The following is a 21832-nucleotide window of genomic DNA, read 5'->3' on the forward strand; positions in this document are numbered from 1 at the left end:
AGAACGACAAGACGATCTATCCGCTGTTCTGATCTGCTACCCACGTCCGCTGCATGGAGTCGCCAATGAACGCTCTCAAACTCGAACGGGGGTTTGCACTCGCATACGCGAAAATGCGCGAGGAGGCTGCCCAGTGGTGGGTCGTGGTCGGGGAGCATGCCGTTGCGCTGCGGGATCTGGCCGGTGACGGCCTTCTCGAACTTCCGTCGCAAGGTACGGCCACTGTCGACAGCATTTACCCGCGCCTGGAAGCACTGATCGGGGAGTTGTCCGCTCTGCACAGCCAGGCGTTCAGCCACGTTCCGCGCGGTGCATGGCTCGCCGTCGGGCAGTTGCACTTCCTTGCTCCGGTCTCGCCTGCGGCGAGTATCTACTGCTCGGCGGCCAATTACAGGAAACAGCTCGTCGAGCTGATCGTCACGCGGGGCGGTGATCCGGAGATCGATCGGCTGCCGGTTGGCGAGCGACGCCCGGTTGCGCAGCGGATGGTTGAGAAGCGGTCCAGACAGGGTGAGCCTTATTTCTTCCAGCGGCCGAATTCGTGCATCGCACCGCCGGACGGAGAGATCCATGCAGAAAGCGGCACTGAGGAGCTGGACTGGGAACTGGAGCTCGGCATTGTCATTGGTCGTCGTGGACGACATGTCGCACGCGAGGACGCGCCAAATTTTGTGGCCGCCTGTCTCATCCTGAACGACGTTACCGATCGCGCTCTCATATACCGTCAGGATTTTCCGGGTGCCGACTGGCTGAGGGGCAAGGGGATGCCGGCCTCAATGCCCGCCGGGCCATATCTCGTACCGGCGAGCGTGATTGGCGAGATCGACGCGCTGCGACTGCGCCTGTCGGTCAATGGGGAAGTAATGCAGGACGAGCTCGCGGGCGACATGATCCTTGATGTGCCACGCCTGATCGAATATCTATCGTCCCGGGTCGAGCTGCGTCCCGGAGACGTGATTGCAACCGGAACCCCGGCTGGCACCGGAGCCGAGCGCGGGCGTTTCCTGCAGGACGGCGACGTGATACGGGCAGAGATCGACGGACTCGGGTGTCAGATGAACAAGGTTGTGTTCGGACCGGGAGCTGGACCGGGCGACCGGTCCTGAAGACGATCTTCGGGGGCACGCATATGCAGATCAACACGCAGGGAGCGCCACATGCAGTGGCGTGGGTGATACGGGATGCAGAGTACTTCGACTCGAAGTCGCATCAGTTCACGAGGGCCGACATCGAGATCGAGGGCGCATACATCGGGGATATCAAACCGGCACGGACCTCAAGGCTGCAGGATGGTGTCAGCGCCGCCGGGTACGTCTGCACGCCGGGCGTGATTCATCCGTGGGTTGATCCCAGAATGGCCTGTCTCCCTGGCGCCTCGCTTGCCGGGTATGGTGTTACCGGCCTCGGGACGATCTGCGAAAACGTCAGCGATTGCCTGCTGGTGATGTCCGCATTGCGGGGCATGCCGATGACCGTGCACGTGCGGCTCAATGACCGCGGGCGGCGCGATACCGCGATGGGCGGCGCACCGGACAATGAGGTGTTGCTGAGAATAGCGCACCGCGGCAGCCTTTCCGGCGTCATGCTTCGTCCGCTGATTGACGCCTCGAAGGTTGTATCGGCCCAGGAGCTTGTCGATGCCGCCACCATTGCTGCGAGACTCGGCGCGGATCTCGGCGTCGCACTGGGCGACACGTATGAGAAGGCAAGGGACTTCCGGGAGCGGTTCTACTGCAGCGAGATCGAGCTCCTGTCGTTTCTCGGCCTGCTTGATGCGACTGCATGTCTGTTTGTCTCTGCTGCCCTGGGTAGACGGGATCTGGATCTCGTGGAAAAGTCCGGCGCATTGCTCGTCTGTCCGTATGGGTTGCCGGGTCACCCTCGCGGAGCGCGCGCGAGGCGCGCACACGTGGCGCTTGAATGCGGACTCGGACCTTCGTACGTGGGGCAATGCGCGCCGCGGTGGCTGGCAATGCTCGATCAGGACGACGGCGGTGCCGATGCCAACCAGCAGGTCGACGGGATGACGGTCGATGCGGCGCGCGCGCTTGGCATGACAGGTCGGGGAATGATCGCCCCCGGGATGCACGCGGACATATGCCTGTTCTCCCGGCGGCAGGCCCACCTTTCGCAATTGGGTAGCCGCGGGTTCCTGGGGCTGCTTGCGCGTCAACGCCCTGATGCTGTGCTGCTCCAGGGAATATGGAGGACAGGCCTGGGCCGGCTGCGGGATGGACAAAGCGAACGGCATCGCCGGTCCGACACTGCAGCGCCGGGCGGATCGCATCGCCTCGCCCGTGATCCTTGCGCACAGCCGGTATCGCTGTAGGGGTTGCCAGTGTCCGGTAGGCCGGGTGGCTGGAATGGACATATCCGGCTGCGTCAGCGCGTGCGCATGTACGCCCTGTAGACGGCGGGTGACAATTCCTGCAGTTCCCGTCGGCGTGCGAGCAATTCCCGTTGCCGGCCGTCCCTTTCGAGGATCAGAAGATCAAGGACCAGCCGCATCGCACGTTCGGGTGCGAGCTGGCGCGACGGCTGGGCGTGGGCGAGCCATCGCGCAAGGCCGGTTTTCTCGATCAATGCCCATACGGGAAACCATGCAAGGTCAGAGCCGTCGCCATTAGCTTCGAAGTTCGCGTTGAAAGCAAGAAGCAGCGCGTCGAGGGAGGAATCCGCGAGGCGGCCGGCGAGTGTGTCAAAGCGGGAGGGCGAGAGCCACGCGAGTTCGGCCAGCATGGGCCATGCGGCCTCCATCCCTTCGATGTGCCAGGTCGCCTCGGTCATCCATGCAAGGGGAGCCGGGAGGCGTCGCCACGATGCGGTCGCGCTGACTTTCCGCCTTGCGGCGTCCCAGTCGCCAGCCTCCAGCAAGAATGCTGCGGAGTGGCAATCGGCATACCGGGGGCTGTACGCCAGCATTGCACACCGGTGCGCAAGCCGTCTCCATAACACCGGCAGCCACGCCTTGGCATCGCGATGGCCAAGTAGTTGAATTGCAGCAGCCCGGACGTGTACCGTCAGCAGCGTGGCAGTCTCCATGGCGGCGACGTAGCTGCAAATGGGTGCAGTACCGGCATCGTCACCGATTGCGTTCACAAGAAGCTCGAGGACCGGCAGGTGGTGGTCACAGGGAAATTCGGCGGCCAGTACCTGCATCACCCGACGTGTACCGGCATCGTCATATCGCTGCAGGGCGATGAGTGCATCGTTGAGCAGTGCGACGTCCCGGCTGTTGGCAAAGATGTCCAGTTGATCCACGCAGGGTCTCCGTTATGTCGTCCGGCGACAATGCTTTCCCGACCGACGACCACACACGACGTTAAGGCTGCCTGAAGATGGAGGCGATGGCCGCGCGTTGACCGCATGGCGTCGCTGCGGGGTGCGGCAGCACACGGGGTGAACTTGCCGGAAGCGGGACCGATTGATGTCGCGGTGCGTAGCGGTCCGGAATGCGGCCACGAACCGGTTTGACGCGCATGTGCCAGGTGCGGGGGTATCGACCGGCGCCAGCGGCAATGCGACAGTTGCGCCTACGCCTGAATCAGAAACCGCTCGCGATTCTTGCCCTTGACCCACAAGGGCGCGCGACCGCGGCCGCTCCACGTCTGGCCTGTCTTCGGGTTCTGGTATTTCGGGGTCGGTATCTGCGCGGCGCTGCCGTTCAGCGGGGTGCGCTTTCGCCCAAAGATCTGTTCGGGCGTCAGTCCATATTCCTGGACAAGGGCCTGCACCTGCTCGAGGACCGTATGCAGTTCGGCAAGCCGGGCTTCTTCGGCTTGGGCCAGCAGTTTTTCAGCCTTTGCCTTGAGTTCTCGATAAGTCGCCATTCGTTGCTCCTTTGTGGATTTTTCCCACCGGGCTGAATCATGCGTATCGGTTCACCGGAGTAAGTCGCGCCAGAATGCGCCTCTGACGTGCGGTTTCAGCGTTTCCCGGTCGCACAATTTTACCAATATGTTGACAACGCAACGCGGTCCTGCGGCGCCTTTTGCCCTCCTAACTTTAGGAGGTGGATCGCGTCTGGAGCGGACACCATAAACGGAAAGCAGGTCAATGACGAGAAGAGTGGCCTGCCGGGCTGTGCGATAAAAGCAGGTCAACGTTAAGTAATCGAACCGCCATTCGAAGCCGATTGTATAATTAGGAATCCATATTAATAACTGGATCCCGGGGGATGTAGACGGAGGACACCGTGAACCCTCAGAAAGTATCTTCCCGATATTTCGTGCACCTGAAGCGGGCCTGGTATGCCGAAGTCACGCTTCGGGAGACGCCGTTTGTGGACGAGGTGTGCTTTGGGACCGTACCGGCCTCGGGCGCCGGTACGTATGGCGAAATGGCGGTGCGCTGGTACCGGCTCGACCATGTGCTGGCTCCAAGGCTGGAAGTGTTCGACGACGGGTGGCGGCTACTGGCCGACTTTGGCGAGATTCTGCAGGCAATGGCGCAGGTGCGCACGGGCCGCAACGTGGCCATCGCGCCCGCAGCCTTCTGCTTGCTGCTGCAAGAATGTGGGTTTGTCGATCGCACGCCGGTCGAGTGCCCGCCGCTACTGCGATCCCGGCGGCCGACGGATGCCCTCCGGCCGGATCGCGATCGCACCGATGGACCCACCAGGTAGCCGTGGTCGAAGGCGTCCGCGCTGTGCTGCGGGCGCATGTGGTTGCTGGCGCACCCGTCTCCGGGTGGAGTACGACCTGGCACATTCCCGGCTCTGAGAGGAATCAATCGGGGAACTCGCGCTCAAGACATCGCTTGCGCAGGAGTTCGAGATTGACGAGGCTGTATTTCCCGATCGACACGGTCGGAATGTAACCGCGGTTAGCAAAACCGATGACCACGCCGATGGGCAGGCCCACCAGCTCGGCGAAACGTTCGCGGGTGACCAGCGGCGAGGCGTAGACCGGCAATGCCGCCACGGCGGGTAGGGAAGACTGGTCCATAATACTCTCCGGAGTACATCAGTCCCCCAAAGGACTTTTATCCCCAAAAAGGATAAATGGTCGTTTTGGGATGTTATACTGGAGAGAATGGAATCGTGTCAACTACCTTGGAAGACCGTGTGATCCTGCTGCTTCGGGAGCAGTCTGGTGACGATGCGCGTGTCAGTTACGACGAGGAGGAGCCGGGGCGGCCCCTGTTGGGCGGTCATGGATTCTGGGAGCGGCTTGCCGAGCGCACGGGCGTCCTGTCGCGACGATGGCGCAAGGTCTATGCACGCGAGCAGAAGGTGACATCGGACATGCTGCAGGCGCTGGCGAGGCTGTTCCCGTCATACGCGTTCTGGCTCGCGACGGGCATCACGGACGCCACCAATGGGCATACTGCACCCGCCACCGCGCAGACCTTCCCCGAACGCCTGCACGTGGATTCGCCTGAGTCGTCAGCGTATTTTCACGCGTCGATCGAGCTGGCGGACCGGCTGTTCCGCGAAGGGCGGGTCAATGCGGAGGACGACGCGGAGCGCCTGTATGCGGCAGAGAGAACCCGGCCGCTCGCGCACTGGCACGACAGCCCGCTCGCGGAAGTCGCGTACCGGCTGGCGGGCACGCCGGAATATGCCGGACTGCAGCAGCTATGGGAGCGTCGGGAAGGGGAGCGCGCGGTGCGAGGCCGGCGGATCGCCGGAAAGGACCGCCCGGGCGGCAGACGACGCACCGAAGCGGTTGCGCCAGGAGCACAAAGCGCAGTACTGGGGGTGGATGCCCGAACCGCTCACCAGGACGTGTGGGATCTCTTTTATGTGCCTGCAGGCCGGATGCCAGGCAATCGAAAGCGATAGTCCCTGAGCCTAGGGGCATCGTCATCCGGCCGGTGAGGGAATGGGAGTGTCGAGATGACGATCAAACAGGTCAAATCCGGCTGGCAGGTCAATGTGCAGCCTGGGGGACGGGGCGCAAAGCGGCTGAAAAAGACGTTTGCGAAGAAGGCTGACGCAGAGGCCTGGAAGCGGCACGTGCAGGCCAAGGTCCAGGAGACACCCGAGTGGGTGCCGGCACGCAAGGACGCACGCCTGCTGTCGGAACTCGTCGAGCTATGGTACCGGCTGCACGGATCAGGTCTGAACTCCGGCGAAGACACGAAGCGGCGGCTGCTCGCGATGTGCGAGGCAATGGGCAATCCGCGCGCCGACCGGTTCACCGCAGACATGTTTGCGGAGTATCGGGCTCAGCGACTCGCCGCCGGGATTACAGCGAACAACATGAACCGCGAACAGGCGTACATGCGCGCCGTGTTCAATGAGCTGAAGCGGCTCAAGCAATGGAAGCGTGCGAACCCGCTGGAGGATCTGCGGGCGTTCAAGATTCAGGAAAACGAGCTCACTTTCCTCACACTGCCGCAGGTGCGGACCCTGCTCGACGAGTTGCCCAGGGGCCGGAACGTGCATGTCACGCTGGTCTCCATGGTGTGCCTCGCCACCGGGGCGAGGTGGGGCGAGGCCGAGGGACTGCGTATCTCCCAGGTACGCAACGGCGTGATCCAGTTCGTCAAGACCAAGTCAAGCAAGGCGCGTGCAGTCCCGATCAGCAAGTCACTCGCGAAAGGCCTTCACGCGCACTTCAGGACCCACGGTGAAGGCGAGCGCATATTCGGCACGGCATGGTCAGCGTTCCGCGAGGGGCTGCAGCGCGCGAAGATTGTGCTGCCGAAGGGGCAGCTCACGCACGTGCTGCGGCATACCTTCGCGAGCCATTTCATGATGAACGGCGGCAATATCCTCTCCCTGCAGCGCGCGCTGGGACATCATAGCCTCACGATGACGATGCGGTATGCACATCTGTCTCCTGATCACCTTGCGGAAACCCGGCATCTCAATCCGCTTGCCCACGTGGAGCTCTCCGATCGGCGTGCGACCGGGCAGCGCGGCCGCCGCAGGGATGTGATGGCTACGCGGGAGCGGCTTCCTGGGAGGCTCACGGGTCACCCCGAACAGCGGCGTGGCGCCGGAACAGCAGGGGGACGTCGCCCGCTGTCCGCCTTTCTCGCGCGCATCAGTGCAACGCCGACGCAACCGATACGGGCCGTGGCGGGTCGCACGAGCGCCCCGGCATAGGCCGTCGTGCCTCGTGCAGAAGCCGGGCACAAGGGGGAACGGTTGCTTTCCTGGTGGCGCGCCGCGCTATAGCGGAGGCAGTCGTCTGTCCAGCGGGGCAGTCTTCACGATGGAAGTATGCGTGTCGGCTTTTCCATGCAGACGTTTGAGAACCTCGTCGAGATGGGCAACCGAGCGCAGATAGAGGTGGCAGACAAAATCGTCGTCGCCGGTGACCTTGTAGCAGGTCACACATTCGGGGATTTCCTTGATCAGTCTTTCAACCAGGGTGAACTGGCCTGTGAGGGACTTCACCCGCACGATCGCCTGGATCGTATAGCCCAACGGCGCGGCGTCAAAGTCGATGGTGAACCGCCGGATGACGCCGCAGTCTTCGAGTCGCTTCAGGCGTTCGCTGCAGCTCGGAGCCGAGAGTCCGACCTCCGCTGCCAGCGTTCGTATGGAAGTGCGTGAGTCGTTGTGAAGCCTGCTGATCAGATGACGATCGATATCGTCGAAGAGCAGCCTGGCGGATCGAAGGATTTTCACACGACGGGCCTTACATGATGAGCGATTTTTCAATATATCACTTTACAAACGCTATGGAGCGGTCCCGGTCTCGCCAGATACCATCTCTTTGCCCACACGATAAAGGCGGGCATACGAGTCCCCAGAATTAGACGCTTCCCGAACGCGAAAGGATCTGCAATGGCCACCTCATTTGGCGAATCGAAACTCAAGAATCACCTTGACCAAGTCGTGCAGGAACCCGTGCGTCCGGTGGACATATCGGCAGGGACAACCGGTTTTTCGCCGGTATGCGGTTCATCGACGAACTGGAGTCGCTATGCGTCGAACTTCTCAAGAAGGCGTTTCGCGTGCGCTATGCTGACCACCGGTTGATGGGTGGCATGGCGGCCACGCTTGTCGCCTACACCGCATTGACTCAACCTGGAGATAGGGTGATGACCGCACCACTGCAGATGGGCGGCGACACCAGCAATCGGACCAACGGTCCGCCGGGCGTGCGCGGGACGAGAGTGATCGACATTCCTTATTCGGTGAAGGATGGGAGCATCAACCTCGACGAGTTTGCGACGATAGCGCGTAAGGAGCGACCCGCGGTAACCGGGCTCGGGATGACGCTCACGCTGTTTCCACTGCCGATCCGGGAGATCAAGGCCATCGTATCTGAATGGGGCGGGCTCGTATATTTCGACGGCGCGCACCAGCTCGGCCTGATCTCGGCTGGGCTGTTCCAGGATCCACTCGGCGAAGGTGCCGATGTCATGACGGGTTCATCGGGCAAGACGTTTAGTGGTCCCCAGGGTGGCATCATCTGCTGGAATACCGACCGCCTCGCTGACACGATTGCCGAAACGATTTTTCCTGTTCTTACGGGTAGCCACCAGATCAATCGCGTCGCTGCCCTCGCTGTGGCGGCGTCGGAAATGCTCGAGTACGGACCAGTTTACATGCGTCAGGTTGTCGCGAACGCCCAGGCGCTGGCGGAGTTCCTTCACGACCGGGGTATTAACGTTCTCTATGCGGAGCGCGGTTATACGCAGACACACCAGATCGTTGTCGATTCCAGACCTGCTGGGAGCGGCCGCACGGCCGTACGCCGACTTGAGGCTGCAAACATTATCTGTAACGAAATGCCTTTGCCCTGGGACTCCGTCGAGACGGGCGGGGTTGAGACCGGGATCAGGCTGGGCACCGTGGAAGTCACCCGTCGGGGGATGGGGGTAGCCGAGATGGAATGGATAGCCGAACGGATCGCGAAGGTGCTGCATGGTAGCGAGGCAACAGCAATCGCACCGGAGGTCGCCGATTTCCTGGGTCGGTTTGACACGATCTACTACTGCCACGAACATGGACTGCCGCCCCGTTGATGTGTCGTGTACTGGTTATTTGAATATATCGAGGTGATATGTTGTTGACGGCCGCCACGGACCTGAAGCCGGTCCTTTCCTTTTCGCTCGCTTCCATCGCTCTGCTTGCAAGCCCTGGCCCCGCTACGGTCGCGCTCGCTGCCAGTGGAGCGTCATTTGGGTTACGGCGTTCGTTGAAGTTCTATTTCGGAATCGTGGTGGGCCTGATTCCAGCCATCGCGCTGGTCGCAGGTGGGGTCTTTGTGGCGCTGCGCGCTGTTCCGGTCGTTTCGTCGGTTCTGTTTGCCGTGTCGGTAGCTTACATCCTGTACCTCGCGGTAAAGATCGCGTCAGCACCACCGCACTCAGACCCCGAGGAAGTTGCTTCGCCGGGTTTTCTGTCTGGGTTCATTCTTGGGATTACCAATGTCAAGGCTTACGCGGTATTTGCCGCGCTCTTCGGCGGGTTTGCGCTAGGGATTTCGGACCAGTGGGACGTGTTGATCAAAGCCGCAATCTGCATGGCCGTGATCGTGGTCTTTGATTTTCTCTGGCTTGCAACCGGGAGTAACCTGCGTCATTTTTTTACGAATCCTGTATTGAGCCGGATCGTAAACACTGGCCTGGCTGCATTGATGCTCGTGATGGTGGTGTGGTCAGTGTGGAGGTCGTGAACTTGCTACCCGCATGACGTACGGGTCCTGTCTGTTTGAACCATTTGTGGTGACTGTGACGATGAACACTGGAAATACCGTCAGGCTCTACTATGGAGGGCCACTTTGGGAAGTGCTTAGAAGCTCTCCGGGAGGTACGGGTTCCGCGTGTGTTCTATGCGTGCGCAAGCGGGGCCGCCGAGAGATGGCAATCTACCGTGTGTGTGACCTCGTGTCCATCAATGGGGGGGAACCTTCCGCGCTCGCACGATGCGCTGAACACGCCACAAACAGACTGCGCCCTGGTATGCGGAGAGATATTCCTGATAAAAATTCGGCGTTACTTTAAGGGTGCCCCTCAGGCATGATCGAGTGCGGCCCTTTCGAATTGTCCAGACCGGGTATCTATGGAGTTCACCGAATGCACAGTCGCAGGTACTGCCTGCATTGCGTTGTTGCTCGTAGCGACGCTGCATGCGCCAACACATAGGCCTTCGCCCGGGACGACTCACAGGAATCACCATGCTCATGGTACACGTTTCTGGATTTTTTCCGTCGTCGTAGGCGACCGTGACGTGATGCCAGATCCATGCGAGTATGCAGTATCAGGTGTTGAGCAGGACGTTGTGTACGAGTTCCAGTGCATACCGCTGCCGTGCGTCCGGTGGCGTCTCCCCCGGTGCGTCGTTCGCGTGGCAACCATCCTCGGGTGGTGCTGCGGTCTGGAGCCAAGCCTGATAGCTCACGGCCTCGAGCGACCAACGACGTGTCGCGGTGCATAAGGGAGCCGGGTGTACAGGGCGGTGCCCGTCTCCTGACGGCGCCGGGGCCCCTTTCTTTTCTGCGCGCGATCCTGACCCTGGGTTGTCGGGCCCGATCACCGAGCTCCTTGTCAGATTGCTTCGTCACAATGGCGGATACCGTTGGCCTGCGGATCGGTTCAGCCGAACCGTATTCCTGCCCGACGTCCCGCCGTGAGTGAGCGGAGTTTCCTGGGCGACAATCCCGAAACCGTCGAGATCGCACAGGGCGGAGGTGCCCGACTGCTACTCGTCCCCCTTGGGCTTTAACGCCGATCGCTCTCCCGAAGCTATATTCGCCGCAGGATCATTCGCGCGATCCGGTTCGAGAGCATGGGATGCGCGGGCGCGGCCTGTGAAGTAAGATCGTCGTTCGCCGGGAGAAACGCACATGAAGAGTTCGGAGCACAGACGTGAAGAACGCGAGACGCGGACAGCCGGGAGCACGGTCCTACAGTCAGCGATATTTGTGCCGGAGGAAGCAGAGCTGCTGGTCGCCGAGGCGCTTGGTGCGAAGCAATGCATCGTGTCAACTTCTGCCGATGAGCGGATCGCTGAGGTCTGCGCTGGGCACGTCGCGTCTTTCGGCGAAATCCATGCTTCGGCGAAGACGGCGATCGTCGAATATTGCGAGTCCCGACACAGGATGTTTTCCGTTCTTACGCTACGCGGCAAGTTTGCCGGCTTTGTGCAAGTTTCCGGCCCCCAAGGCCGGCCGCAGTTCACTAACCACGACCTGAACGTACTGCGCATACTCAGCATATTCATCGGAAAGGTGGTCGAGGCGGACCGTCTGCAGAAACTCAGTGTCTCTCCGTTCGCTCAGATAGCTTTGAGACAGTCGACCGACCAGACGATCGGGGATATTGTCACACAATCGATAGAAAACCCCGGTCAGGTATCAAAGATTCTTGCGAAATCGTTCTATCGGGAGATGACGCGGGCGGGATTCGATTTCAGCCAGATCATTGGCGCGGCCACCGAGATCATCTCCGAATTGGCCGACAATGTCCGCAAGCATAGTGATCGACAAAGGAGACGCGGTGGGTGAGCCCGTCCCTCCCGTGCAGTGCGCCCGTCTCGTCCCAGTTTATGTGCTGGCCATGCGCCTCTGACTAGCCTCCAGCGATCAGAGCGTGATTCGCCAGATTTCAGCGCTATCACATACTTCACGCCCACCTGTCCAACCGGGCGGATATGCGCCCCGTCCTGAGATAAGCCGGCAAACAGGGTGTCGTTTAAAGGGGCCAACGTTAGCGATCAAAAGGCAATTCGTGCTGCGCTGGCGACACTGCGGATGTGCTGTCCGATGTTCGCTCGAGCGAACCGATGCGCACGCCGATAAGTCGAATCCGCCGATCCAGTGGCACGCGCTTCAGACATTCGCCCGCTGCGCGCCGGATGGCCGCAGCATCGGTTACTGCTTCGGGCAGCGACAGGTCACGCGTGACAATCCTGAAGTCGGCAAACTTGATTTTCAGACCCACGGTGCGGCCACCGTACCCTTTGCGCTGAAGATCGTCGGCGACCCGCTCGCAAAGACGCGTGAGTGCCGGTGTCAGGGTCACGCGGTCCCGATTCACATGCATGTCCCGCTCAAACGTCGTTTCGCGGCTCATGGACTTTGGTTCGGACGCAACCACGATAGGGCGATCGTCGATACCTCGCGCGACCCGCGCGAACCACTCCGCATACGTGCGCCCGAAGTGTTCCTGGAGCAGACCAGGATCCGCTGCGGCGAGCTCTCCCACGGTTGCGATTCCGATCCCTGCCAGACGCTCGGTTGCGCGCGGGCCGATCCCGTTGATCTTTTTCGCGGCCAGCGGCCAGATCCGCGACTCGAGATCCGCCATCGTGAGAACGGTAAGACCGTCCGGCTTGTCCAGTTCGGATCCGATCTTGGCGAGCAGCTTGTTCGGGGCGATCGCGATAGAGCAGGTGAGGCTGGTCGCCTGACGTACGGCCGCCTTGATCCGGTCCCCAAGCTCGCGGGACTCACCCGTCACGGCGGTGAGGTCAATGTAAATCTCGTCGATGCCCCGGTCCTCCATCTGATCCGTGAACGCGCCAACTGCGTCCTTGAATAGCCGGGAATAGCGTCGGTACGATTCGAAATCCGTAGGCAGGAGAATGGCGTCAGGCGCGAGTTGCGCAGCCTTCATCATGCCCATCGCAGAAAATACGCCGAACGCCCTTGCTTCGTAGGTCGAGGTGGTCACGACGCCGCGGCCGACATAGTCGCGCAGCCGTGCGAAGCGGCGTGTACCGTCGGCCAGGATTTTCGGCGTCGCATTGCGTCCGCCGCCGATCACGACGGGTTTGCCACGCAGCTCGGGATAGCGAAGCAACTCGACGGACGCGTAAAATGCGTCCATGTCCAGGTGCGCAATCCGGCGCGTTCTATCATTCATGATGTTGTGGGCAGAGCAGAATCACCCAGGAGACCCATGAGCGTTCGTGCGTTGCGCTGTCCCTCGTCTTCGAAGCAGTTGGTTTATATACCGTAACCTGTTACTGCACCTCTTGTCTATTTTCCGTGCTGGCGTGCATAGTGGTCGAGCAGTAGCCTTTTTATAAAAGGCGGGTAGCCGGGAGGGATGATGACCAGAACGAGTGACGTAGAACTGGAGCGCTGCAGAAGTTGGACGTAGGGGATGTCGTCCGGATAATCGCTCCATATGCGGTGATCGACACTACGTTCGTTCCCGTAAAGGCGCGGACTTCCAGGCGTTGGCATGTCTGTGTCGGCACCCGACACTTCGAACCGGTGGCAGCCGGTTCGCGATTCTTCGACACGCGCTCGCGCATCGGTGGTGCCGGCGCCGTAGATCTCGCGATGCACCTCTACAGTTCGGGGTTCAAGGCCGCGGTGGCCATATTGCGGGAGCGAGGCCTGTGAGGCTTCTGCTGACAACCGAAGACGTCCGGATTCATGGAATAAGTTACGCGGGCTTTCCGCTACTGCTCGACGATCGCACGAACAACGTCGCCAATATCGGCCCTTCAGCCGATTGGCCTAGATCGTCAACGATCGCCCCGCAGCCCCTAACTTGAACGAGGCAGAATGCCTATCGACCGCTCGCCGTGCCGGAACATGTGACCCAGGCGTCCAGGCCGTCAAGTCGAGAAAGAGGAGTGAATTTCGTCCACGGTGCGAGCACGATGATCCGCTTCAAGTCTTGGCACCACTGCCGGAGTGTAATCGCCATCATCAGTGCCCGTTCTTACTACCAATGTTGCTTTACTCAATGAAGTTGTGGTCGAGGTCAAAGACAACACTTCGTCAATCGCCTTCCGCTTTTTTGGGCCGTGCCGCCCAGCCACCTATCGCCATATCATCGTACAGCGCCGTTGATGGAGCGTTGTGATACGTGGGCCATGAACATCGCCTGTGAACGGCGTTCCCATCATGCTTGCCAGAAGCCGAAATTCGCGCTCACTCGGCTCCGGCACACTTCGATACGTATCGAAGCATTAGCCGACTGCGTGCCGTTATAGTTGGACTCGGTGTGCAGCGAATGACATGGTGCGGCGCGCTAACATATCTGAATGCGGAGGTGCAATGAACCAGACTATCGATCCCACCATCTCCCATATTTATGAGGCTTGGCACGACACAGTGCGCAAGAGGGATCTGGCCGGCACTGCCGCGCTATATGCAACAGATGCTCTCCTCGAAACACCGCTTGCGCTGGCCGTCTATCCTGAACGTCAGTCGGGCTTGATCCGTGGGCGCATCGCGATCAAGACATTCTTCGAAGACAGTCTTCGCAAGTTCCCGGGCGACCTGGGGCAGTGGTATCGGACCGGCACATTTTTCGCAAATGGTCAGCAGTTGACGTGGGAATACCCTCGCGAAGCGCCGAAGGGTGAACAGGTGGATCTCATGGAGATGATGGAGATTGAGCACGGCCTGATTCAATGCCATCGTGTCTATTGGGGGTGGTACGGCGTGCGGCTGTTGACGCCTGCACTCACACGCATCGACGCGAGTTCAGCCTACGGCGATCCAGCGCAGGCGTGAAAGAATCATCCGCCTATGCACTGAGGTAATCATCCGTTCCGGGCAAAAGGAAGGCTATGTTCGATGCGATGGGCAAGCGCGAGGTTGTCATTATTGGAGCGGGCGTAGCGGGAATCGCGGCCTTTGTCAGCGCAGTCAGGAACCGGAGCGTTTCGCGCATCGATATCGTCGATCCGCGTGGCGTCGGCAATGGAATCGCCTTTGCCACGACAGAGCCCGCGCTCCTGTGTAATACATCCGTCGAAACGATGTCTCTGCTCGACGACGATTCATACGATTTCTTGCACTACCTTCACGCGCAGGCAATCGACGTTTCGCCTGACGCGTTTGTTCCGCGTTTTCACGTTTCACATTACCTTGCCGACCGCTATGCGCACTATCGGATGCTGGCGCGCGACGCTGGCGTCCAGCATCGTCATCTAAGGAGGGCCGCGCGGAGGATCGAGAAGCAGCCCACAGGCCGGTATCGCGTATTGCTCGACGACGGTAGTTCGCTTGAAGCGAGCGATGTCCTGATCTGCACGGGTAGCGGTGCACCGTTCCTGCCGGAGGCGCTGCGACCGCATATCGGCGCGCCGGCGTTGTTCGAATGTCTGTACCCCGAGCGGCGCGTGATGGAATATCTGGCAATGCCGTCCCGCATTCTGGTCGTCGGCAGCCGACTGTCGGCGGTCGACGCGGCACTGCTCGCATGCGGCGCCGGGCACTCCGTGGTGATGGCGTCCCCATCGGGCCGGTTGCCTGCCGTACGCACCGCGACACCGCGAGAATGTCCCATCGCAATCGACGAAGCAGCATTTGCGCGGCTCGATTTATCGAGCCCACTGCTTTATCGGCGTCTGCTGCGGCAAGTTGCACGATCGACCGAGGCTGTCGCCGGTCGGCCGTTGCGCAGTCAGATCGACCGATCCGCAAATGCGGCGGAACGGCTCGCACAAGAAGCCGGGTTGGCCCGGCATGGCGCGACGGACTGGCAGAACATCCTGGTGCGTTATATGGACCTTGCGGAGCAGCTGTTGCGCGACGGCACGCCCGAGGCGCGGAGCCAGGCGCTCGGCAACTGCGCCACCGCAGTCGGCCGGTATCTGTTTGCAATGCCACTCGGCACCGCAGAGAAGCTGCTGGGTTACATCAACGATGGCCGGTTGCAGGTGATGCCGGCCGTGCCCGAGCGCTTGCGTCGGGACGAGTTTTGGCGTGTCCAGTGGAGCAGCGGCGCACTTGACAGCTTCGACGCCGTCATCTGCGCGACGGGGTTTCACAGGCCACGTTTCCATGCAACATACGATTCGCTCGCGTTGACGGCAGATACTCTGTTGCCTGTCACAGCGCCACGCGTATCGCCGGATCTTCGCGTCTGGCTGCCCGAAGCAAGCGAGCCCGAACGTATCTGGACTGCGGGCATCGCCTCCTATCTCGCGGCGCCTATGGTCAATGCGGTCTACCAGTCGGTTCGCCAGGCTAACCAGATAACGGCGGCATGGCGCTCGATCTGAAGAGTTCAACCGCAAGGGTCATTAACCGCCGGCTGCAGCCAGCTCGCGCGTTTTCAAGGGGATCAACATGCAGCTCTATGGCGATCGGGGATCGAGCAATACGCGACGCGTCCTGACCGTAGCACGGCACCTGCAGCTCGACGTGGAATTCATCTTCGTCAATCTGTTCGCGGGAGAAAATCGCACTGCGGCATACCTGGCGCTGAATCCTAACGGGACGATCCCCACTTTCGTCGACGGCGATGTGGTGCTGTTCGAGGCTTCGGCCATCATGATTTACCTGGCCGAGAAGGCGGGCTCCGCTCTGTGGCCCGATGGCGCCGCCCGTTTCGAAACCCTCAAGTGGATGTTCTGGGCCGCCGAGCATTTCCGTCGTGGCCCCTCCATACTGATCGAAGAACGCTTCATCAAACAGATTCAGGGACATCCGGAAGACGCGGCGCTGGTCGGCGATGCGCTAAAGTCTATCCATCGCTATGCCGCCGTGCTTGACGCTCATCTGCGCGATCGCCCCTTCGTGGTGGGTCACACGTTGACGCTGGCCGATATCGATCTGGCCGCGCCGTTTAGCCACATTCCGCGCACGCGCGCGCCATTCGACGCCTATCCTGATCTGATGGCATGGCACAAGCGTCTGATCGATGGCGTTCCCGCGTGGCGTTCCACCGGCGAAGATCTGGAGCGCCGAATCACCGAGATACAAAGCGCCACCGCGGCGCGCGCACGAGCTGCATAGCCACACTTCGGCCGCGCTGCGGTGGTCTCATGCGAACGCAGGTTGCTCCTCGACTGGACGGTCGGTTTGCGGCAGCAGCGCAGCTGCTTCACCCATATTACGCCGGATGTCGAAGTGCTTTTCCAGCGCATCCCACCCCTTGGACGTGATCGTGACCGAGCGCGCCACGGGCGACTTGCGCATCCAGTCCCATGCAACAAAAGCGTCCATCAGACGGGCGCCCAGCGGTCCCGCGATGTGGTATTGCCGCTCGGTCCAGTCGAGGCACTGCCGGGCGTGCCCCGTATGGTCCGAGGTCTGCGGGGCAGCATCGACGCCGAGTTCCTGCAGCCATGTGTTGCCGCAAGCGGTGAGTGCGTACTGGCGATCGCCGGCCTCGACGACGAAGCCTCGTCTGAGCATGCTTTGAGTGACGGCGACGCCGACCTGGCCCGCGAGGTGGTCGTAGCAGCAGCGCGCGAAGCGCAGTTCGCGGGCCGAGCGGTTCGGGGTGTTTCTCCAGGCTGGAGTGACGGGGCCGATCGACGCGAGGCTTTCGAGCGCATGCGAAATGTGCGCGCCGGCGAGCTGGAAATAACGATGCCGCCCTTTGCTTTCGACGGTCAGCAGGCCGCCGTCGAGCAGCTTGGCCAGGTGTGAACTCGCAGTCTGCGCAGTCACGCCCGCCGCTTCGGCAAGTGCACTCGCCGACAAGGCGTTGCCGTTTGCTAGCGTAATCAGAATCACAGCCCGAACCGGCTCCGCGATCAAATGTGCAACGGTTGAGATATTGTGCTGACTCATCTTTCAGCCTCCCGGATTAATGCGTTTTAGCTAACGAAAATCCTAGACTACACACTTCGATACGCTCCGAAGCATTCTCAGTTCACACCGGCTTATAGTCAACAGAGAATTGATAAATGGGGTTTGGGCTCGTGAATAATGAAAATGAACATCAAAAGCGGGTATTAACGGCGACCAGTCTCAGCTACGTCGTCGTCATATTAGATACATCCATTGTCAACGTCGCATTGGAGCCCGTTGCTGCGAGTCTGGGCTCGGATATCACGGGTCTTCAATGGGTGGTCAATGCCTATACGCTCACATTTGCGAGCCTGTTGCTGAGTAGCGGAGTATTGGGCGACCGGATCGGTGCAAAATCGGTCTATCTGGCCGGACTGCTGATTTTCGCTTGCGCATCGGCATTATGCGGATTCGCACCGGACTTGCAGATTCTTGTCGCTGCACGGATTTTACAGGGAATAGGTGCGGCATTACTGGTGCCGTGTTCGCTGACACTCATCAATAGTGCGTTTCCGGTTGCGCAGCAGCGAGCCGGTGCGATCGGCGTGTGGGCCGGATGCGGCGGCGTCGCGATGGCGGCAGGGCCGCTCGTTGGCGGCTTGCTGATTCATCTGTTGGGCTGGCGGAGCATCTTCCTGGTGAACGTGCCGATTGCGCTAATCGGCGTCTGGCTCACCACGCGAATCGAGTCCGCACGTCCTGCCGTGTCCGACCGGCCGTTGGACCTGGCCGGGCAGGTGCTCGCCATCGTCGCGCTGGGTGCGTCGGTGGCAGTGCTGATCGAAGGCGCGAAGCTGGGGTGGCATGTGCCGGTCATCCGCGCCGGCGTCGCGACCGCGATCGTTGCATGGATTGCATTCGCGCTGGTTGAATCCAGGCGCCGACAACCCATGCTGCCCCTGTACTTCTTTCGGCATCCGACATTTTCCGCATCGGCGTTTGCGTCGATGATCTCGGGTCTGGTGTTCTACGGATTGTTCTTTCTGCTGAGCCTATATTTTCAGTCCGCGCGCGGTTGGCCGCCGTTGCGGACCGGTCTCGCGTTTTTGCCCTTGACGGTGATGGTGACAGTCGGCAGTTTCGCTTCAGGCGCTTTGAATAGGGCTTATGGTGCACACAAGCTCGTGTGCGGCGGCTTTCTGCTCTATGCACTGGGCTTCGTCGGGCTGCTTGCATTGGCCGAAGATGCCCCCTATTGGCGGATTGCACTCTGTTTCCCGGCCGTCGGCTTCGGTGCCGGCGTGATTACACCAGCGGCGACCGCCGCATTGATGGCTGCGGTGGATAAGGCGCGCGCGGGCGTTGCAGCAGGCGTTCTCAATGCAAGCAGGCAAACGGGGTCCGCATTCGGGGTTGCGATCTTCGGCGCGCTGATGAGCGCCATCCAGCCACTGGATAGCGGGGTTCGTGTCGCGGTCTATCTGGCTATCGGCCTGTCACTGCTCGCAGCGCTTCTATGGAGTCTCGCCTCGGTACTGGCCACCCGTTACGCGCGTGAGACTGCGTAGCCGACATCGCGTTTCTTGTACCCACAGCAAGCTGGCATGCGCAGCGTTCGCGCCGCACATGGCGTCTCTGCGCCTTTTCGAAGCTCTGTTTCCGCCAATCAAAAGGATTTAAACCATGCACCTTACGTCAGATGCGGTAATGGATCTGGTAGGAATCGGCATAGGGCCGGCGAATTTGAGCCTCGCGGCTTTGTTACGCCCGCATCAGCAGATCAAAGGCCGATTCTTCGACAAGCGTAGCGAGTTCCAGTGGCATTCAGGCCTGATGCTCCCGCAGGCAGCGCTACAGGTGCCTTATCTGAAGGATCTGGTGAGCCTCGTCGATCCGACTAACGAGCTCTCGTTCCTGTCGTTTCTGGTCAAGCATAAGCGCCTGCTGTGCTTCATGAACGCGAATTTCCCGCAGGTACTGCGGCGCGAATTCAACCAGTATTATCGTTGGGCTTGTGAACAGATTCCGGACCTGCAATTCGACAGTGACATCGAGTCGGTCGACATCGAAGGCGGCCTCCTGGTCGTGAAGGGCTCGGGTGGAACCCAAGCCACCCGCAACGTCGTGCTCGGTACGGGCCAGCAGCCGAGTGTGCCGGCATGCGCCAAGCCGTGGCTCGGCACGACGTTGCTACATGCGTCGCAATATCTGCTCAATAACAATCCGGTTCAGAGCAAGCGCGTGGTCGTGGTGGGCGGGGGCCAGACGGGCGCGGAGGTTTTCCAGCATCTCATTTCCAATACGGATGCCATGCCGGCAAGCGTGGCCTGGGTATCGCGCCGCTGGAATTTCTTTCCGCTCGACGAGTCGAGCTTTACCAACGAACTCTATACACCTGAATACAGCGACTATTTCTACGGTCTGTCCGAAACACAGCGGCGCCAATTGCTCGCCGAGCAGAAGCTGGCGAGCGACGGCATTTCACCTTCGCTGCTCGAATCGATTTATCGGCGCGTGTATGAATTGCGCAATGTGCTTGGGCATCCTTGCGACCTCCATCTTCAACCCGGCCGCGAACTGGTTGACGTCACCCGCAACAAGGGCGGTTGGGCGCTCGAATTAAAGCATGCACATTCGGGCATTCGCGAAGCGCTCGATGCCGACGTCGTCGTACTGTGCACCGGTTACGACTACCGTATGCCGGCTTTCCTCGATCCTATCGCCGGGCGGATCGATACGAATGAGGGCGAGTTCGTCGTGGACGAGGATTACTCGATCAGATGGGACGGCCCGCAAGATTGCCGGATTTACGTTCAAAACGCCGCGCGCAGCCAGCGCGGTATCGCCGATCCCAATCTCGGCCTGATTCCGTGGCGCTGCGCGCGGATCATCAATAGTGTCGCCCATCGCGCCGTGTACGACGTGGAAGTGCCGGCGCCCTTCGTGAGCTGGGATGCGCGAAGCCATTCCAGCCAAGGAGCCAGCCCCAGCCTGCGAATGGCTTCGTAACTTGCCCGGTCAGCTGCGAATTTGTTTAAGGATGGCTATGGAAAATCATTTGGAAGTCGCATCGGCGGACGCGGTGGTGGCACCTTTTCCCGTCATACCGGAATGGCAGGAAGCCGTGAATATTGAAGGCGTGAAGCTGTTCATGCACAGCTTCGTCGACGCGATGGCCGGGGCGCCGTTGCGCACTTCGCGGTTCACGATACGGCCCGGTTGCGGGACGCTGGAAGACAAGCATGCTGTCCGTGAGATCTGGTTCATCTCCGCGGGCACCGTCGACGTCTTTTACGGCGACGCCTGGCATCACGTGGGTGCCGGGCAGGCGGTATTTTTCGAATCGTGGAACCCCCACTTCGCGAGAAATAGCGGCGATGTCGAAGCGCAGATTTTCTCCGTGTGGTGGGAGTGATGATGAATGACCGATACGACCTGGCGATCGTCGGCGGCGGCATAGTCGGCGCGTGGACCTTGTATCTGGCGACTCTACGGCATCCAGGATGGCGCATCGTACTCGTCGATCGCTACAGGGTAGGCGATGGAGCTACCGCGCATTCGGCTGGCGTGCTGCTCGCCACGGGGCGTTCAGCGCGTGAGCGCAAGCTGGCGGCAATCAGCGCTGACCTTTACGGCAGTGTGCAGGCGCCGTTGGGTTTGAACACAACTCGGGCGGACGTGTTCTGGGTTACCGACGCGCAATCCAGTGACGAGGTGCGCACGGTTGCGGTCGACTTCTCGATAGGTGGCGGTTCGATCCCACAGGCCGAACTGGAAAGCCGGCTCGGTCTTTCGGTGCGTCTCGACGCCGTGCAGACTGTGCTGCGCGGTGGCACGGCGATCAGTCACGATCCAGGGCTCATCGCCAGGTCGCTGATCAGCGCGAGTCTGCGTTCGGCGAACGTAAGCTGTGTAGAAGGCGCTGCCGTGACAAAGATGCAGCCGTCCGCAGGAGGTACGGAGCTATGTCTGGCGGACGGTCGTGCGCTCCACGCCGCGCGTTCCGTGGTTGCCGTCGGGCCCTGGATCATCGAGCAGCCTTTCGAAGCATTCGCCGACGCGCACGACGTGCGGATCAAGAAAGTCGTCGCCTTGCACGTCGATCGCGCGCCGCAGCCTGACGCTGCAGCTGTGTTCTTTCCACAAGACGACGCCTATCTGATGCCGTTGCCCGCGCGCAATCAATGGTTGTTTAGTTTTCGCAGCGACGAATGGGATTGCCGGCCTCGTAAGCACGCTCTCGAAATTAGCGACCGCGACCGTAACGTAGCCGAGGCCGTCTTGCGTCGATATCTGCCGGATTTGGCCGATGTCTGCTGCGGTGGCCGGGTGTTTTGCGATGCCTACACGTCGACAGGGGAACCGCTGGTCTCGCTCGACCCCTGCCTCCCGGCGGTCTTTGCTGGCGCTGGCAGCGGTGCCGGCTTCCGGTTAGCGCCGGGGATCGCGGAGGAAGCGTTGCGCCTGATCGAAGCCTGAGGCAATTCCCT

21 protein-coding genes are annotated in these 21832 nt (G+C 60.9%); 15 read left to right on the forward strand and 6 right to left on the reverse strand.

Translation table 11 applies throughout. The features are described from left to right. The first annotated feature begins 65 nt into the window (after nucleotides 1–65). Entirely contained in the window at nucleotides 66–1106 is a 1041-nt protein-coding gene (locus BPHYT_RS01215) for a fumarylacetoacetate hydrolase family protein (protein WP_012431334.1), read from the forward strand. 23 nt (nucleotides 1107–1129) lie between these two features. Then, nucleotides 1130–2329, forward strand: a complete 1200-nt coding sequence (locus tag BPHYT_RS01220) for a hypothetical protein (RefSeq protein ID WP_012431335.1) — start codon at nucleotides 1130–1132, stop codon at nucleotides 2327–2329. 53 nt (nucleotides 2330–2382) lie between these two features. On the opposite strand, the gene BPHYT_RS01225 is transcribed toward BPHYT_RS01220, so the two are convergent. Continuing rightward, nucleotides 2383–3261 (reverse strand): hypothetical protein, encoded by an 879-nt coding sequence (locus tag BPHYT_RS01225; RefSeq protein ID WP_012431336.1) that lies wholly within the window; start codon nucleotides 3259–3261, stop codon nucleotides 2383–2385. 272 nt (nucleotides 3262–3533) lie between these two features. Continuing rightward, the gene (locus BPHYT_RS01230) at nucleotides 3534–3830 is read right to left on the reverse strand and encodes an H-NS histone family protein (protein WP_012431337.1); all 297 of its coding nucleotides are present in this window, start codon (nucleotides 3828–3830) and stop codon (nucleotides 3534–3536) included. Nucleotides 3831–4195: 365 nt separating this feature from the next. On the opposite strand from BPHYT_RS01230, the gene BPHYT_RS36635 reads away from it, so the two are divergent. Then, nucleotides 4196–4624, forward strand: coding sequence for a hypothetical protein (locus BPHYT_RS36635; protein ID WP_012431338.1), 429 nt, complete (start codon nucleotides 4196–4198; stop codon nucleotides 4622–4624). Nucleotides 4625–4727: 103 nt separating this feature from the next. Here the strand turns inward: BPHYT_RS36635 and BPHYT_RS01240 are convergent, their stop codons facing one another. Then, nucleotides 4728–4946, reverse strand: coding sequence for a hypothetical protein (locus BPHYT_RS01240; protein WP_012431339.1), 219 nt, complete (start codon nucleotides 4944–4946; stop codon nucleotides 4728–4730). Between the two features lie 119 nt (nucleotides 4947–5065). On the opposite strand from BPHYT_RS01240, the gene BPHYT_RS01245 reads away from it, so the two are divergent. Further along, a complete protein-coding gene (locus BPHYT_RS01245) occupies nucleotides 5066–5785 on the forward strand; it encodes a hypothetical protein (RefSeq protein ID WP_175895004.1) in 720 nt (239 codons plus the stop codon). Between the two features lie 54 nt (nucleotides 5786–5839). Then, nucleotides 5840–7057 carry a phage integrase gene (locus BPHYT_RS01250; RefSeq protein WP_012431341.1) on the forward strand — a complete coding sequence of 406 codons (1218 nt, stop codon included), beginning with the start codon at nucleotides 5840–5842 and terminating at the stop codon, nucleotides 7055–7057. Nucleotides 7058–7123: 66 nt separating this feature from the next. Here the strand turns inward: BPHYT_RS01250 and BPHYT_RS01255 are convergent, their stop codons facing one another. After that, nucleotides 7124–7585, reverse strand: coding sequence for an Lrp/AsnC family transcriptional regulator (locus tag BPHYT_RS01255; protein ID WP_012431342.1), 462 nt, complete (start codon nucleotides 7583–7585; stop codon nucleotides 7124–7126). 239 nt (nucleotides 7586–7824) lie between these two features. Between BPHYT_RS01255 and BPHYT_RS01260 the strand changes: the two genes are divergently transcribed. The 3 genes from BPHYT_RS01260 to BPHYT_RS01270 all read left to right on the forward strand — a co-directional run bounded on the left by BPHYT_RS01260 (nucleotide 7825) and on the right by BPHYT_RS01270 (nucleotide 11414). After that, nucleotides 7825–8931, forward strand: coding sequence for a serine hydroxymethyltransferase (locus BPHYT_RS01260; protein WP_223274391.1), 1107 nt, complete (start codon nucleotides 7825–7827; stop codon nucleotides 8929–8931). Nucleotides 8932–8969: 38 nt separating this feature from the next. Next, the gene (locus BPHYT_RS01265) at nucleotides 8970–9584 is read left to right on the forward strand and encodes a LysE family translocator (protein WP_012431344.1); all 615 of its coding nucleotides are present in this window, start codon (nucleotides 8970–8972) and stop codon (nucleotides 9582–9584) included. A gap of 1170 nt (nucleotides 9585–10754) precedes the next feature. Then, nucleotides 10755–11414, forward strand: a complete 660-nt coding sequence (locus tag BPHYT_RS01270) for a hypothetical protein (protein ID WP_012431345.1) — start codon at nucleotides 10755–10757, stop codon at nucleotides 11412–11414. A gap of 202 nt (nucleotides 11415–11616) precedes the next feature. Here BPHYT_RS01270 and dinB read toward each other — a convergent pair whose 3' ends face one another. Then, on the reverse strand, nucleotides 11617–12774 hold the full coding sequence (gene dinB, locus BPHYT_RS01275; protein ID WP_012431346.1) for a DNA polymerase IV: 1158 nt from the start codon (nucleotides 12772–12774) through the stop codon (nucleotides 11617–11619). Between the two features lie 1151 nt (nucleotides 12775–13925). Between dinB and BPHYT_RS01285 the strand changes: the two genes are divergently transcribed. The 3 genes from BPHYT_RS01285 (at nucleotide 13926) to BPHYT_RS01295 (ending at nucleotide 16619) form a co-directional block, all read left to right on the forward strand. Next, nucleotides 13926–14387 carry a nuclear transport factor 2 family protein gene (locus BPHYT_RS01285; protein ID WP_012431347.1) on the forward strand — a complete coding sequence of 154 codons (462 nt, stop codon included), beginning with the start codon at nucleotides 13926–13928 and terminating at the stop codon, nucleotides 14385–14387. A 68-nt stretch (nucleotides 14388–14455) separates the two neighbouring features. Beyond that, entirely contained in the window at nucleotides 14456–15883 is a 1428-nt protein-coding gene (locus tag BPHYT_RS01290) for an FAD/NAD(P)-binding protein (RefSeq protein ID WP_167315741.1), read from the forward strand. 67 nt (nucleotides 15884–15950) lie between these two features. Continuing rightward, nucleotides 15951–16619, forward strand: a complete 669-nt coding sequence (locus BPHYT_RS01295; protein ID WP_012431349.1) for a glutathione S-transferase family protein — start codon at nucleotides 15951–15953, stop codon at nucleotides 16617–16619. 27 nt (nucleotides 16620–16646) lie between these two features. On the opposite strand, the gene BPHYT_RS01300 is transcribed toward BPHYT_RS01295, so the two are convergent. Beyond that, nucleotides 16647–17402: an ArsR/SmtB family transcription factor gene (locus BPHYT_RS01300; protein WP_012431350.1), complete on the reverse strand. Its 756-nt coding sequence runs from the start codon at nucleotides 17400–17402 to the stop codon at nucleotides 16647–16649. A gap of 116 nt (nucleotides 17403–17518) precedes the next feature. Between BPHYT_RS01300 and BPHYT_RS01305 the strand changes: the two genes are divergently transcribed. The 4 genes from BPHYT_RS01305 (at nucleotide 17519) to BPHYT_RS01320 (ending at nucleotide 21821) form a co-directional block, all read left to right on the forward strand. Continuing rightward, on the forward strand, nucleotides 17519–18910 hold the full coding sequence (locus tag BPHYT_RS01305; protein WP_012431351.1) for an MFS transporter: 1392 nt from the start codon (nucleotides 17519–17521) through the stop codon (nucleotides 18908–18910). Between the two features lie 115 nt (nucleotides 18911–19025). Continuing rightward, complete coding sequence (locus tag BPHYT_RS01310; RefSeq protein ID WP_012431352.1) at nucleotides 19026–20351, forward strand: lysine N(6)-hydroxylase/L-ornithine N(5)-oxygenase family protein; 1326 nt, start codon at nucleotides 19026–19028, stop codon at nucleotides 20349–20351. 37 nt (nucleotides 20352–20388) lie between these two features. Then, the gene (locus tag BPHYT_RS01315; protein WP_012431353.1) at nucleotides 20389–20757 is read left to right on the forward strand and encodes a cupin domain-containing protein; all 369 of its coding nucleotides are present in this window, start codon (nucleotides 20389–20391) and stop codon (nucleotides 20755–20757) included. Then, a complete protein-coding gene (locus BPHYT_RS01320; protein ID WP_106352135.1) occupies nucleotides 20757–21821 on the forward strand; it encodes an NAD(P)/FAD-dependent oxidoreductase in 1065 nt (354 codons plus the stop codon). Before BPHYT_RS01315 ends, BPHYT_RS01320 begins: the two co-directional genes overlap by 1 nt. Nucleotides 21822–21832 lie beyond the last annotated feature (11 nt).

It is taken from the genome of Paraburkholderia phytofirmans PsJN, assembly GCF_000020125.1.
GTDB classification, from domain to species: Bacteria; Pseudomonadota; Gammaproteobacteria; order Burkholderiales; family Burkholderiaceae; genus Paraburkholderia; species Paraburkholderia phytofirmans.